Annotated in this window: 11 protein-coding genes; 5 read left to right on the forward strand and 6 right to left on the reverse strand. The window is 67.1% G+C overall.

Annotation, left to right across the window (positions count from 1 at the left end):
* Nucleotides 1–2: 2 nt before the first annotated feature.
* The 3 genes from QSJ18_RS11305 to panB form a co-directional block, all read right to left on the reverse strand.
* A complete protein-coding gene (locus QSJ18_RS11305) occupies nt 3–1,493 on the reverse strand; it encodes a CYTH and CHAD domain-containing protein (protein ID WP_286326549.1) in 1,491 nt (496 codons plus the stop codon).
* A 125-nt stretch (nt 1,494–1,618) separates the two neighbouring features.
* Nucleotides 1,619–2,572 carry a prolyl aminopeptidase gene (pip, locus tag QSJ18_RS11310; RefSeq protein ID WP_286326551.1) on the reverse strand — a complete coding sequence of 318 codons (954 nt, stop codon included), beginning with the start codon at nt 2,570–2,572 and terminating at the stop codon, nt 1,619–1,621.
* Nucleotides 2,573–2,619: 47 nt separating this feature from the next.
* The gene (gene panB, locus QSJ18_RS11315; RefSeq protein ID WP_286326552.1) at nt 2,620–3,495 is read right to left on the reverse strand and encodes a 3-methyl-2-oxobutanoate hydroxymethyltransferase; all 876 of its coding nucleotides are present in this window, start codon (nt 3,493–3,495) and stop codon (nt 2,620–2,622) included.
* Between the two features lie 261 nt (nt 3,496–3,756).
* Between panB and glnA (QSJ18_RS11320) the strand changes: the two genes are divergently transcribed.
* From glnA (QSJ18_RS11320) to QSJ18_RS11335, 4 genes are read left to right on the forward strand one after another with little or no spacing between them, the layout of a single operon-like run.
* Nucleotides 3,757–5,097, forward strand: a complete 1,341-nt coding sequence (glnA, locus tag QSJ18_RS11320; RefSeq protein ID WP_286326554.1) for a type I glutamate--ammonia ligase — start codon at nt 3,757–3,759, stop codon at nt 5,095–5,097.
* Nucleotides 5,098–5,155: 58 nt separating this feature from the next.
* Nucleotides 5,156–8,167, forward strand: coding sequence for a bifunctional [glutamine synthetase] adenylyltransferase/[glutamine synthetase]-adenylyl-L-tyrosine phosphorylase (locus QSJ18_RS11325; protein WP_286326555.1), 3,012 nt, complete (start codon nt 5,156–5,158; stop codon nt 8,165–8,167).
* A 15-nt stretch (nt 8,168–8,182) separates the two neighbouring features.
* Nucleotides 8,183–9,175, forward strand: a complete 993-nt coding sequence (locus tag QSJ18_RS11330; RefSeq protein ID WP_462476052.1) for an endonuclease/exonuclease/phosphatase family protein — start codon at nt 8,183–8,185, stop codon at nt 9,173–9,175.
* Nucleotides 9,172–9,843 carry a biliverdin-producing heme oxygenase gene (locus QSJ18_RS11335; protein ID WP_286326556.1) on the forward strand — a complete coding sequence of 224 codons (672 nt, stop codon included), beginning with the start codon at nt 9,172–9,174 and terminating at the stop codon, nt 9,841–9,843. The genes QSJ18_RS11330 and QSJ18_RS11335 overlap by 4 nt, the downstream gene beginning before the upstream one ends.
* Before the next feature lie 49 nt (nt 9,844–9,892).
* Here the strand turns inward: QSJ18_RS11335 and QSJ18_RS11340 are convergent, their stop codons facing one another.
* Nucleotides 9,893–10,306, reverse strand: coding sequence for a phage holin family protein (locus tag QSJ18_RS11340; protein ID WP_286326557.1), 414 nt, complete (start codon nt 10,304–10,306; stop codon nt 9,893–9,895).
* A gap of 26 nt (nt 10,307–10,332) precedes the next feature.
* Complete coding sequence (locus QSJ18_RS11345; protein ID WP_286326558.1) at nt 10,333–11,076, reverse strand: TetR/AcrR family transcriptional regulator; 744 nt, start codon at nt 11,074–11,076, stop codon at nt 10,333–10,335.
* Nucleotides 11,077–11,195: 119 nt separating this feature from the next.
* On the opposite strand from QSJ18_RS11345, the gene QSJ18_RS11350 reads away from it, so the two are divergent.
* On the forward strand, nt 11,196–12,983 hold the full coding sequence (locus QSJ18_RS11350) for an MFS transporter (RefSeq protein WP_286326559.1): 1,788 nt from the start codon (nt 11,196–11,198) through the stop codon (nt 12,981–12,983).
* 228 nt (nt 12,984–13,211) lie between these two features.
* Here QSJ18_RS11350 and glnA (QSJ18_RS11355) read toward each other — a convergent pair whose 3' ends face one another.
* The gene (gene glnA, locus QSJ18_RS11355) at nt 13,212–14,645 is read right to left on the reverse strand and encodes a type I glutamate--ammonia ligase (RefSeq protein WP_286326560.1); all 1,434 of its coding nucleotides are present in this window, start codon (nt 14,643–14,645) and stop codon (nt 13,212–13,214) included.
* Nucleotides 14,646–14,758 lie beyond the last annotated feature (113 nt).

Raw genomic sequence — 14,758 nt, forward strand, 5'->3', positions numbered from 1 at the left:
GCTCAGAGCTTGCCGATGACCGATCGATAGGCGGCCAACGTGCGCTCGGCGTCGGCCTCCAGCCGGGCGTCGATCCGGCCGAGGACGAACATGTCCCGGCTGCCGAACCGGCCGGAGTCGACCAACTCGGCCAGCCTGGCCCGGCTGATCCCGGTGTCGTTGAAATCCCCCAGGACCGACTGCAGCTGTTTGGCCACCGCGCCGGTCGCGCGGTAGCGCTTGATCTTCAGCGGCTCGGCCGCGTCGGTGCTGTAGCGCAGACGCTTGGCGCGTTTGCGGATCGTGTGCAGCTGGGCCGCCCATTCCGGGGAGCCCTCGGTGAGGGTTGCGAGATGGTCGGTGGCCTGCCGAATGTGTTTGCGGCTGCGGCGGATCGCCTTGTCGACCGCGGCGGTCGCCGACGACTCGGCGTCCGGCCCGGCCGGCGGGTCGGCGATGAGTTCGTCGACGGCGTCGAGCAGCGCGAAGTAGCGGTCCGAGGACATCGCCGCGTGCGCGTTGCGGAGCGCACGGGTGTGCGCGCTCTCCTCGGTGCCCGACAGCGCGGCGATCAATTCGTCGGAGGCGGGTTCGCCGCGCAGGAGACGCTGGTCGAGGTCGAGTTGCACCTCGGAATCGCGTGCATGACCGAGGATCCCGGCCAGCAGTTCGAGTTCGCGGCTCAGATGGGCGGTCCGTTCGGCGTCGATGACGGTCGGGAAACCCGACAGCACGCTGCGCAGCCTGCGCGTGGCCACCCGCATCTGATGTACGGCGTCGGGTGCGTCGACGCGAACCCCGGGATCGTGGGCGATCAGGGACTCGCGATGCAGCGCAAGGTCGGTGACGATCAGCTCCAGCGCCGTCGGGCGTTTGGACAACCGCGGCTTGTGCGCGGTCGGGGTGGAGCCGATCGCCCGGGCCAGTTTGGAGGCGCTCGACGCGGGCCGCGCGCCGCCGGCGGTCAGGGCCTTGTCGGCGGCCTTGAGAAGTTTGCGTCCGCCCTCGATCAGTTCGAACTCCCACTCGGCCCACTGCTGGATGTGGCCGCCCGGCAACAGCGACTGCGCGGTCACCAGATCCTCGGCGAATTCGGCGAGCCGCACACCATCGGCGCCGATCAGGTAGGTCACGGTGCGCGATGTGGAGATCACCGCGACCGGGTTGAGCGGGCGGGTACGGGTGAGCGCGAGCAGCGGCCGGCGCAGGTCGTCGGGCACCCCGGCGTCGGCGGGGGCATCGGCGAACGGCACGTGGGTCTCCCGCCTGGCGCCGGCGACCGCGGACGGCCGCTTGAGATGCCAGCCGCCATCGGTGCCGCCGGTCCGGCGGCGCAGCGTCATACGGTTGACGGCGAGGTCGAGATTCTCGGTGTCGTAGTAGGTGGCGTCGAGATCGAAGGTGCGCGGCTCGGTCGCCGAGACGACCCCCGGCAGGGCCCGCAGGTCGGGTGCGGGTTGACTCGCGTCGACATCGAACTTCAATTCGATCTCGATCTGCTCGGATGCGCCCACATGAACTCCCGTTGCTCGTGCCCATGGCGAGGGATCGCCGCGGGCCTGGCCAATGCGTCTGTCGCAGAATGAGTCTACGGCGACCGCTCCGAGTCGCCGACTCGATCAGCGGTGACCGCTCCGCATCAGCGGGCGAACCGGTCGGTCGCCTCGATCAGGTGATGGCGGATGCCCGGTTCGTATGAGGCGTGCCCGGCGTCGTCGACGATGTGCAGGCGGGCCGCGGGCCACGCCCGATGCAGATCCCAGGCGCTGCGCATGGGACACACCACGTCGTAGCGGCCCTGCACGATTACCGCCGGGATGTCGGCGATGACGTCGATGTCGCGCAGCAGCTGGCCGTCATCGAGGAAACCGCCGTTGACGAAGTAGTGGTTCTCGATCGACGCGAAGGCCAGGTCGAATCGGGTTCCCTCCTCGGTCGCGGCGGGCGTTTTGGGCAGCAGGTGGCTGGTGCGCTGCTCCCAGCCCGTCCACGCCGACGCCGCGCGGGCGGCGACCGCGGGGTCCGGGTCGGTGAGGAGGCGATGGTAGGCGGCGACGAGGTCGCCGTCGCGTTCGCCTGCCGGGATCGGCTCCAGATAGGACTCCCACTCGTCGGGGAAGATGTGCGCGGCCCCGCCGTTGTAGTACCAGTCGATCTCGCTGCGCCGGAGCAGGAAGATGCCGCGCAACACCAGTTCGGTCACCCGGCCGGGGTGGCGCTGGGCGTAGGCGAGGCCGAGTGTCGAACCCCACGAACCGCCGAAGACCTGCCAGCGGTCGACGCCGAGATGGGTCCGCAGCGCCTCCATGTCGGCGATCAGGTGGTCGGTGGTGTTGGTCGACAGGTCGGCGCCGTCGGCGACGTGGGGGAGTGAACGCCCGCAGTTGCGCTGGTCGAACAACACGATGCGGTAGCGCGTGGGATCGAAGAAGCGGCGCTGATCGGGGCCGGTGCCGCCGCCGGGGCCGCCGTGGACGAAGATGACCGGCTTGCCGTCGGGGTTGCCCGACGTCTCCCAGTAGATCCGCTGGTCGTCGGTGACGTCGAGCAGACCGGATGCGTAGGGCTCGATCGGGGGATAGAAATCGCGCATGGCCCCACCCTAAGGGGCCATGCGCGAGAACGGGTATGACGACGCGGTCAGTAGCTGTGCTCGGGACCGGGGAACACCCCGCGGCGCACCTCGTCGGCGTATTGTTCTGCGGCGCCGCGCAATTGCGACCCGACGTCGGCGAACCGCTTGACGAACCGCGCGGTCTTGCCGTGCGTCAGTCCGGCCATGTCCTGCCAGACCAACACCTGGGCGTCGGTCTCGTTACCCGCGCCGATGCCGACGGTGGGAATGGTCAGTTTGCGGGTGATCTGGCCGGCGAGATCGGCGGGCACCATCTCCATGACGACCGCGAACGCACCGGCCTCCTGCACCGCGATGGCGTCGGCGATCAGCTGATCGGCACCGTCGCCACGGCCCTGCACGCGGAAGCCGCCGAGGCCGTTGACGCTCTGCGGGGTGAAACCGATGTGGGCCATCACCGGGATACCGGCCGCGGTCAACGCCGCGATCTGCGGTGCCACACGTTCGCCGCCTTCGAGTTTGACGGCGTGCGCACCGGTCTCCTTGAAGATGCGGACCGCGGATTCCAACGCCTGCTGCGGCCCGGCTTCGTAACTGCCGAAAGTCATATCCGCGACAACCAGTGCGTGGGGTGCGCCCCGGACCACTGCGCGGATCAGCGGGATCATCTCGTCGAGAGAGACCGGGATGGTGGTGTCGTAGCCGAGGACGACGTTGGCGGCGGAATCACCGACGAGCAGCACCGGGATGTTGGCGTCGTCGAAGATGCGAGCGGTGGAGTAGTCGTAGGCGGTGAGCATCGACCACTTCTCGCCGTCGGCCTTCATCTGGCCGAGATGCTGGATGCGGGTCGCCCGGCGACGGGGAGTCGGTGAGATGGCGTCGGAACTGGAAGATTCGGTGGTGGAGGTGGACGCACCGTAGACCGAGGTTTCGGACATCGTTGTCTCTTTTCTGCCTCGAGTCCTGCGTGGCAGGTACCCGGGTTGATCACGGACGACCTCATTCTTCCATCGCGGCGCCTGATACGGTCGCCGAGGCCTTATGGGATTGGTCACAAGCGTTCATGTACTGATCGGGTCATTCCGCAGAGGGGTAAATCTATCCCAGATATTGGGATCACCGTCGGGAATCCGCAGGATGCAGAGTTTGAATCGTGCATGTAACACGGATTTAACAGGCTACTTCTAATGTCGGCGATCATGGATCGCCAAAAGGAATTCGTGCTCCGGACCCTCGAAGAGCGCGACATCCGATTCGTCCGGCTGTGGTTCACCGACGTCCTCGGCTATTTGAAGTCGGTGGCGATCGCGCCCGCGGAGCTCGAAGGTGCTTTCAGCGAAGGAATCGGATTCGACGGGTCTGCCATCGAAGGCTTCTCGCGTGTGTCGGAGGCCGATACGGTCGCCAAACCCGACCCGTCGACCTTCCAGATCCTGCCGTGGACGACCTCGTCCGGCCGGCATCACTCGGCCCGCATGTTCTGCGACATCGCGATGCCCGACGGCACACCGAGCTGGGCCGACTCCCGGCATGTGCTGCGCCGCCAGCTGAACAAGGCCGCCGACCAGGGCTTCAGCTGCTACGTGCACCCCGAGATCGAGTTCTTCCTCCTCAAGGACGCCCCGCTGGACGGCAGCGTGCCCACCCCGGCCGACTCGGGTGGCTACTTCGACCAGGCGGTACACGACGCCGCACCCAACTTCCGTCGCCACGCCATCGAGGCGCTGGAGTCGATGGGTATCTCCGTCGAGTTCTCGCACCACGAAGGTGCGCCGGGGCAGCAGGAGATCGATCTGCGGTACGCCGACGCACTGTCGATGGCCGACAACGTGATGACCTTCCGTTACGTCATCAAGGAAGTCGCCATCAACGAGGGCGTCTGGGCGACCTTCATGCCAAAGCCGTTCAGCGACTTCCCCGGCTCGGCGATGCACACCCACCTGAGCTTGTTCGAAGGGGACATCAACGCCTTCCACAACCCGGACGACCCGATGCAGCTGTCGGACACCGGCAAGAAGTTCATCGCGGGCATCCTGCACCACGCGGCCGAGATCAGCGCGGTCACCAACCAGTGGGTCAACAGTTACAAGCGACTGATCCACGGCGGCGAGGCGCCCACCGCGGCCACCTGGGGCGGCGCCAACCGGTCGGCACTGGTCCGGTTGCCGCTATACACCCCGAACAAGGCGTCGTCGCGGCGTATCGAGGTGCGCAGCCCCGACTCGGCGTGCAATCCGTATCTGACCTTCGCGGTGCTGCTCGCCGCCGGGCTCAAGGGCATCAAAGAGGGCTACGAGCTGCCCGACGAGGCCGAGGACGACGTGTGGGCACTTACCCCGGCCGAGCGTCGGGCGATGGGCTACAAGGAGCTGCCGGGCAGCCTCGCCGAGGCGCTCAACGAGATGGAGCGCTCCGAGCTCGTCGCCGAGGCGCTCGGTGAGCATGTGTTCGACTACTTCCTGCGCAACAAGTGGACCGAGTGGAACAACTACCGCAGCCTGGTCACGCCGTTCGAGCTGAAGAGCTACCTACCGCTGTAGGCGCCGGCCAACGCAACCCCACTTACGCAGGGGTGTCGTCACTCGCTACCGTTTTGGGGTGACCAAGATTTCCGGGAGAAGCGCTGTGCCCAGTACGGGGCGACTCGGACTACTGGAGAAGACGGCTGCGGGCGACCTCGCGACGCTCGGCTGGAACAACGACGAATCCATCGGTGTGCTGTGGGCGCTGTCCCGGTCGCCCGACGCCGATCTCGCCCTGCGGACGCTGGTGCGGCTGAAAGATGTGGCCGGCGACGACTGGGCCGAGCTCGATGGGCTGATCGCCACCGACACCGGCTTCCGTGGCCGACTGTTCGCGGTGATCGGGGCGTCGGACGCGCTGGCCGATCACCTCATCGGCCACCCCGACACCTGGCGGCTGCTCCTTCCCGCCGAACTGCCCGACCGTGTCGAGATCGAGCGGCGGATGCTCGCGGCGGTCGACGCGGAGCCGGTCGCCGACGAGGTCGCCAACGGTAATCCGGTCTATCGTGCGGCGCTGTCCGGGCCGAAAGCGGTGGTCGCGCTGCGGCTGGCATACCGCAATCTGGTTCTGCAGCTGGCCGCCCACGACGTGGCCCCGACCGTCGAAGACGAGCCGGTCATGTGGTTCCCGGAGGTCGGCGCGCGGCTGGCCGATCTCGCCGACGCGGCACTGACGGCTGCGCTCGCGGTGGCGATCCGCGAGGTGTGCGGGGATGGTGAGCTGAACGTGCGGCTCGCCGTGATCGCCATGGGTAAATGTGGTGCGCGCGAGCTGAACTACGTCAGCGACGTCGACGTCATCTTCGTCGCCGAACCGGCCGATGGGGTGTCCGCGCGCATCGCGGGTGAGCTGATGCGTGTCGGTACGCTGGCCTTCTTCGAAGTCGACGCCGCGCTGCGGCCGGAGGGTAAGGCCGGGGCACTCACCCGCACCCTGGAATCGCATGTCGCGTATTACAAGCGGTGGGCCAAGACCTGGGAGTTCCAGGCGCTGCTCAAGGCGCGGGCGATGACCGGGGACATGGAGCTCGGTGCCGACTACATCGCCGCGGTCAACCCGATGGTGTGGCAGGCGGCCGAACGCGACGACTTCGTCCCGGAGGTGCAGGCGATGCGCCGCCGGGTGGAGTCGCTGGTGCCCGAAGATCTGCGCGAGCGAAACCTGAAGCTGGGTAGCGGCAGTCTGCGGGACGTCGAGTTCGCGGTGCAGCTGCTGCAGATGGTGCATGGGCGCGTGGATGAGAGTCTGCGCGTGCAGGCGACCGTCGACGCCCTGGGTGCCCTGACCGCGGGTGGTTACGTCGGCCGTGACGACGGCGCGAATCTCATTGCCTCCTACCAGTTCCTGCGTCTCCTCGAACACCGGCTGCAATTGCAGCGGATGTCGCGGACCCATCTGCTGCCACCGTTCGACGACGACGAGGCGTGGCGCTGGCTGGCCCGCGCCGCGCACATCCGACGCGAAGGTGAACTCGACGCGACCAGTGTGCTGCGGGAGCAGATCAAGCGGCAGAGTCTGCGGGTGCGACGGCTGCACGAGAAGTTGTTCTACCGGCCGCTGCTGGACGCCGCGACCCGCTTCAACACCGCCGAGCTGACGCTGTCGGATTCGTCGGCCGAACGGCGCCTGGCCGCGCTCGGCTATGCCCAGCCCGAGCGCGCGATGAAGCACATCCGCGCGTTGGCGTCGGCGCCGCTGCGACGCGGTCAGATCCAGTTGCTGATCTTGCCGCAGCTGCTGGAGACGATCAGCCGCACACCCGATCCCGACGCGGGTCTGCTCAACTACCGGCGTCTGTGCGATGTCATGGAGGATGCCGACTGGTTCCTGCGGCTGCTGCGCGACGACGGTGTCGTCGCCGAGCGGCTGATGAAGGTGCTCGGCACCTCCGAGTACATCGCCAATCTGCTGATGCGCGCCCCGGAAGTCATCCACCTGTACTCCGACGGCCCCGACGGACCGAAACTGTGTGACATCCGTCCGCAGGATGTGGCCAAGGGGCTGATCGCCTCCACGGTGCGTCAGCGGGACCTCAAACGCGCGGTGGCGGCGGCTCGTTCGCATCGGCGGGCGGAACTGGTGCGGGTGGCCTCGGCCGATGTCCTCGGTCTCATGGACGTGCCCGCGGTCTGTGCGGCGCTGTCGAGTGTGTGGGCGGCGGTGCTCAATGCCGCGCTCACCGTCGTCATCAACGCATCCGAGGCCGAACGCGGGGAGAAGGCGCCCGCGCGGATCGCCGTCATCGGCATGGGCAGGCTCGGCGGCGGGGAACTGGGCTACGGATCCGACGCCGACGTGCTGTTCGTGTGTCAGCCGGTCCCGGGCGTCGCCGAGGACGTCGCCCTGCGGTGGGCGCAGACCGTCGCCGAGAATGTGCGTTCCATGCTCGGCTCGCCCAGCGACGACCCGCCGCTGGAGGTCGACACCGGACTACGTCCGGAGGGACGCAACGGGCCGATCGTGCGAACCCTCGCCTCCTACGCCGCCTACTACGACCAGTGGGCGCAACCATGGGAGGTTCAGGCGTTGCTGCGGGCGCATCAGGTGGCCGGCGACGACAACCTCGGTATCGACTTCCTGCACATGTGCGATCGCATCCGCTATCCGGCCGGCGGTGTTTCCCGGGAGGCCGTCAAGGAGATCCGGCGGATCAAGGCACGCGTCGATTCCGAACGTCTGCCGCGGGGTGCGGACCCGGCGACGCACACCAAACTCGGTCGCGGCGGGCTCGCCGACATCGAATGGACGGTGCAACTGATGCAACTGCGCTATGCGCACCGGTACGCGTCGCTGCACAACACCTCGACACTGGAATCCCTGGACGCGATCGGGGCGGCGGAGTTGCTCGCCGAGAACGACGTCGCGCTCCTCAAGGACGCCTGGATCACCGCGACCAAGGCGCGCAACGCGCTGGTGCTGGTGCGCGGCAAACCGGTCGATCAGCTTCCCGGTCCGGGTGCGCAGCTGCGTCAGATCGCCTACGCGGCAGGCTGGCCGGAGGATGAGGCGTCGGAGTTCCTGGAGCACTACCTGCGGGTGACCCGGCGGGCAAAAGCCGTGGTGCTCAAGGTCTTCGGCGCGTGAGCCGGGCGTCATCCCTTGTCGACCGACCCTGAGTCGGGGTCCGGGCACGACCGTTCCCGGGTCCGGCGCTACCTCGAATTCGCCCTGCTGATCGTCGGTGGGATCGCGCTGGCCGCCACCGGGGTCGCGGTGTTCCTGCACTATTACCCCTCCCGCGGTGACCTGACCGTCATGCTGACCAGCGCGGTGCCCTTCGCACTGGTCGTCGCGCTGGCGGCGGTGCTGATCTTCGGTGCACTTCGACGCTGGATCCTGCTGGCCGTCGCGGTGGTGGCGTCGGTGGTGCTCGGGCAGACCCAAGCCCCGCTGTGGATCGCCGAAACCGCGCCTGCCGGACCGAGGTTCACGGTGGTGAGTGCCAATCTGCTGTTCGGCCGCGCCGACCTGACTGCGTTGTCGACACTGATCGCCGACGCCGATGCCGATCTGGTGTCGTTGCAGGAGGTGACCCCGGAGGCGCTGGCCGCGATCCGGGCCTCACCGATCGGGCACACCCTGCCGCATATCTTCGCGATCCCGTTCGCGCTGGCCGGTGGTACCGCGTTGCTGAGCAGACGCCCGCTGACGGACACGTTCAACATTCCGGGAACGGTGCTGCACAATCTGTCCGCCCGCACCGATCTGCCGGGTGCGCCGGGGACGCGGGTGCTCGCCATCCATCCGGCCGCCCCGCTCAACGGGGCCACCCGCACGTGGATGGCCGATATGGACCGCATCGCCGATCATCTGCGCTCGTTGCCGCCGGGCCGGGCGATCGCGGCGGGGGATTTCAACTCGACCCGCGACCATGCGCGGTTCCGCGATCTCCTGGATCTCGGTTTCGCCGACACCACGGATCAGGCCGGGGCCGGATTCCTGCCAACCTATCCCACCGATCGCAGCGGAAATCGGCCGCTGGTCGCCATCGATCACGTGATCGTCCGAGGTTTCGTGGCCACGTCGGTCCGCACATTTCATCTCCCGAGTTCCGATCATCGGGCCGTGGTGGTATCACTGGTTGCATCATGACGACGACACCGGATACCGAGCCGACCGCCGACGCGGCGGACGCCGCGACGCAACGCATCTCCGATCGGCTGCGCGCCGCGACCGCCGTCGCTCATCAACGCGCCGAGAGCTCCGGTTTCGTCGAGGAACTGCTGGGCGGCGCGTTGGATGCGTCGCAGTACCACCGCCTGGCCGCACAGCTCTACTTCATCTATCGGGCCTTGGAGTCGGTGGGTGATGACCTGGCCGGCGATCCGATCGCCGACGCCGTCCTCGACGAGAAGCTCCGGCGGCTACCGCGACTAGGGGCCGACCTGGCGGCCTACGGCGTGGATCCGTCGGCCGTCGAACCGCTGCCGGCCGTTCGACGCTATGTGGCGGCCATCGAGTCGACACGCAACGATCCGGCGCGCTATGTCGCCCATCACTACACCCGCTACCTCGGCGATCTGTCCGGCGGGCAGGTCGTCGCTCATCGGCTGCGCCAGCACTATGGGGTCGACGAGGAGGCATTGACCTTCTACGCCTTCGACATCGACAAGCTCAAGCGGTACAAGGACGCCTATCGGGAGCGGTTGGACGCCTTGCCGCTCGATGAGGAGGCGACCGGACGGCTGCTGGCCGAGGCGGTGGCGGCCTTCGAACACAATCAAGAACTCTTCGACGACCTCGCCGGCGCCGCGGCGTGATGTTCGGCGTCTGACGCGGCCGCCTACCCCGCCCCTATTTCTTGGTGCCCTACTTCTTGGTGTTGCCCGACTCCGGATCGCGGGCGGCCTCCACCCCTGCCTTCACGAGTAGGAACGGCACCACGAAGGACGCGATCGCGGTGACCAGCCAGACGATGACGGTGGCGGCGATCCAGGTGCTGACGCCACTGATCTCGATGCCGTCGGGTCCCAGCAGGCTGGCGATGACCAGTGCGACGAAGGTCGACACGAGGCCGACGCCGCCGAGAAAGGCCTCGGCGTTGTTGCGGATCAGGCGGAAGAGGAAGGGGCCCAGGATGAGCTGGGCCAGTGAGAACACCACGATGGCGACGAGGAAACCGCCGGCGTGCAACTGCATGTCGTCGAGGACGGCGTCGGCGACGATGACGCCGATCGCGGCCGAGATGAGGTAGATCACGGCACGGATGATGAGACGGATCATGGTGTCATCGTAGGGCTTTGCGTCTGCTACCGGCGCTTTTCGGCCTGGATGAGTCCGGCGATCCCGTCGAGCAGTATGCCCAGGCCGAATTCGAGCTGGTCGGTGAAGAAGTCGTCGTCGGGTTCCATCCCCGCGCCGGCCGCGGCCAGATCGGGATAGTCACCGGGGTCGGCGAGTTCGGCGAGCAGTTCGGGGTAGCCGGGACGCCCGGCCACCGCACCCGCGGTGAGTAGACCCATCTGGTGTGCCTGGCGCACGTGATGGCGCACGAAACCGTCGACGAGTAGCAGGGCACTGAGCTTCTGCTGTCCCGACAGGCCGGTGTCGGCGAAGGCGTGCACCCCGGAGTTGGTCCAGGACAACGTGTTCGGACCCAGCGGGGGACTGGACAACGGGATCTCGGCGATCCAGGGTCGTCGGCGCATCAGTTCCGCGGCCGCCCGTACCCAGTTGCCCACCCGGGTGCGCCAGTCGCCGGTCGCCGTCGTCGCCGGGTCGGCGCGGCCGAAAGCCTCGTCGATCATGATCGTGTGGATGTCGTCCTTGGCGTCGACGTATCGGTACAACGACATCGTCGTCACGCCGAGCGCATCGGCGATGCCCTTCATCGACACGGCATCCCAACCGGACTCATCCGCGATGGCCACCGCGGCTCGGGCGATGTCGGAGATCGCCAGCGTCGGCTTCGGGCCGCGCCGCGGGGTGGCGGGCTCGCGGTTCCACAACAGCGCGAGGTAGCGGGGAAGTTCGGGTCGCTCGGCCGATGTCATGCCACGCATCCTACTTATTGCTTGCGTCGTAGACAGAAAAGCGTAGTATCTGCTTACGTAATAAACAGTCTATGGCGTAATCAATTAGTCGCCGTATTGAGTGACCGGAGGTTGTTCCGATGAGCAGATCACCCGCATTCGGACTCGTCGTGTTGTGTCTGCCGATGCTGATCGTGTCGATGGACGTCTCGGTGCTGTTCTTCGCCGTGCCCTACCTCGCGGCAGATCTCACGCCGTCGCCGACACAGGAACTGTGGATCTTCGACATCTACGGTTTCGTCCTGGCCGGCCTGCTGCTGACGATGGGGTCGGCGGCCGACCGGATCGGTCACCGTCGACTGCTGCTGTGGGGTGCCATCGCCTTCAGCGCGGCTTCGGTGGCGGCCGCCTTCGCGGTGTCGGCGCCGATGCTGATCGGCGCACGCGCCCTACTCGGCGTGGCGGGGGCGACGCTGATGCCCTCGACACTGGCCCTGATCCGGCATCTCTTCGTCGATGATGCGGCCCGGGCAAAGGCCGTGGCGACCTGGAATGCGGTGCTGGCGGGTGGGGTGGCGGTGGGTCCGATCGTGAGTGGCCTGCTGCTCGAACACTTCTGGTGGGGGTCGGTGTTCCTCATCAACGTGCCGGTGATGGTCGCGCTGCTGTGTCTGGCGCCGCTGGTGCTGCCCGGTGACACCGCGGTGCCCGGGCGGCGGGTGGACGGTGTCAGTGCGCTGCTGGCGCTCGGCGCGCTGCTCCCGATCATCGGCGGAATCAAGGAACTCGCCATCCGCGGGTTCACCTTCGACACTGATGATCTCGCTGCCTGGCCGGTCGTCGCGGTGGTCGTCGGACTCATTGTCGGGACGGCATTCATCTGGCGGCAGCATCGTCTCGACGACCCGCTCGTCGATCTGGATCTGTTGCGCGAGCGCCGGTTCGGGACCTCCATCGCGGCCAACCTGGTGTGTATGTTCGGCATGCTCGGCAACTCGATCATCATGACGCAGTATCTGCAGTCGGTACTCGACTACTCGCCGTTGCGCGCCGCGCTGTGGAGCCTGGCGCCCACGGTGGTCGTCGGGGCGGTGGCGCCCGTCGCGGCGGTGCTCGCGGGGCGGGTCGGACGTCCCCCGCTGATCGTGGGCGGACTGCTGGTGGCGGCGGGCGGCTTCGTCGTGCTGGCCACCACGACCGGCGTGGACACGCTCGCGACCGTGCTGGTCGGTGCCGGGCTACTGGCATCCGGCATCATCGCGGCGACCTCGATGATCGCCGACTACGTCGTCGGAGTGGCACCGGCGGATCGGGTGGGGGCGACATCGGGTCTGCTGGAGACCAGCAGCGAACTCGGTGGGGCACTGGGGATCGCGATACTCGGCAGCGTGCTCAACGCTGTCTTCCGGGCGAGCTTTGCGTCCGGGGTGGTGCCGGGCGCCGAGGTCGGCAGCCTTCCCGAGGCGGTTGCGGTCGCCGGACGGCTGCCCGCGGAGCCGGCACAACGGCTACTGGATGCGGCCTGTGCCGCTTTCGTCGACGGACTCATCGGCGCTGCGTGGGTGGGCGCCGCCACCCTGACGCTCACCGCAATCGTCGTCGCCTACGCCTTGACCGGTCGCGGTGGATCCCGCCGGTCGCCGCGCATCCCGTCCGGGTCGACCCGATCTGGGATGGCAGTGGCCGCGGCCATCTCAGAGGACGTCGACCTTGGAGCCGACGCTCAGCACCAGTTCGGTGATCTGGTCGGGTCCCTTGACGATCTCGATCAGCATGGTGTCGTCGTCCTGGCGGATACCGGCGGTGCGGACGACCCGGGACACACCGTCGATGGTGATCCGGTCTCCGGGGGCAAGGTCCTCGACATACATCGTTCGCGTCATAGCAACCAAAATAAGCGGCAACCATGTGAGTCGGCAGAGCAATAGGGCCTATTGGTGGGATGGATCACACCAGGTGCCAACTGCGGAAACGCCATGGCGATACGGCCCGGGATTCTCACCGTGACGACGCTGCGGATGTGCGGGACAGGCCGGCCCGTTCAGTACCCGGACCGGCCGGCCTCCGGGTAGATACGACACAACCCGCCACGGTGTGTGGCGGGTTGTGTCGTCGTTCCTGCGACGCAGGGTCACCGACCGTTACGGTCGGAGGACTCAGCAGTCGTAGTAGAGGGAGAACTCGTACGGGTGCGGACGGATCTGCACCGGCTCGATCTCGTTCTCACGCTTGAGCGCGATCCAGGTCTCGATCAGGTCCTCGGTGAACACGCCACCCGCGGTCAGGTAGTCGTGATCCTCTTCGAGCTTGTCGATGACCGCGGCCAGCGAGGTGGGGGCCTGCGGGATGTTCTTGGCCTCCTCCGGCGGGAGCTCGTAGAGGTCCTTGTCGACGGGCTCGTGCGGCTCGATCTTGTTCTTGATGCCGTCGAGGCCGGCCATCATCATGGCGGCGAAGGCCAGGTACGGGTTGCCCGAGCTGTCCGGGCAACGGAACTCCAGGCGCTTGGCCTTCGGGTTGTTGCCGGTGATCGGGATACGCACGCAGGCGCTGCGGTTGCGCTGGCTGTACACCAGGTTGATCGGGGCCTCGTAGCCCGGCACAAGACGCTTGTAGGAGTTCACCGTCGGGTTGGTGAACGCCAGCAGCGACGGTGCGTGGTGCAGGATGCCGCCGATGTAGTAGCGCGCCAGATCCGACAGGCCCGCGTAGCCGGCCTCGTCGTGGAACAGCGGCTTGCCGTCCTTCCACAGCGACTGGTGGGCGTGCATGCCCGAACCGTTGTCGCCGAACAGCGGCTTCGGCATGAAGGTGACCGACTTGTTGTTCTGCCACGCGGTGTTCTTGATGATGTACTTGAACAGCTGAACATCGTCGGCCGCGTGCAGCAGCGTGTTGAACTTGTAGTTGATCTCGGCCTGTCCGGCGGTGCCGACCTCGTGGTGGCCGCGCTCCAGGGTGAAACCGGCCGAGGTGAGGTTGGTCGACATCTCGTCGCGCAGGTCGACGTAGTGGTCGTAGGGGGCCACCGGGAAGTAGCCACCCTTCGGGCGGACCTTGTAACCCTTGTTCGGGGTGCCGTCCGGATCGGTCGGCGCGCCGGCGTTCCACCAACCCGATTCCGACTCGACCTCGTAATGGGTGCCGTTCATCTCGGAGCTGAAGGAGACCGAGTCGAAGATGTAGAACTCGGCTTCGGCACCGAAGAAGCAGGTGTCGGCGATGCCGGTGGAGGCGAGGTAGTCCTCGGCCTTGCGGGCGACGTTACGCGGGTCGCGGCTGTACGCCTCGCGGGTGAAGGGGTCGTGCACGAAGAAGCTGACGTTCATCGTCTTGGCTTTGCGGAACGGATCGATCCGGGCCGTGGCCGGGTCGGGCAGCAGCATCATGTCGGACTCGTCGATCGACTGGAAGCCGCGAACCGACGAACCGTCGAACGCCAGGCCCTCTTCGAAGACGTCCTCGGTGAAAGCAGAGGCCGGGATCGAGAAGTGCTGCATCACGCCAGGCAGGTCGCAGAAGCGGATGTCGACGTACTCGACACCTTCCTTCTTGATGCCCTCGAGTAGTTCTTCTTTACTGCTGTACACCGTTCGGTGACTCCTTCGTGATCGGGTGGTCAGTTGTACTGACACGCCTCATCCGCCACCGCGCGGCAGTAGCGGACCTCAGCCTGAACCGTAAGGAGGAGAGGTTGCCCAGG

The organism is Gordonia heveisoli (genome assembly GCF_030315745.1).
GTDB lineage: Bacteria > Actinomycetota > Actinomycetes > Mycobacteriales > Mycobacteriaceae > Gordonia.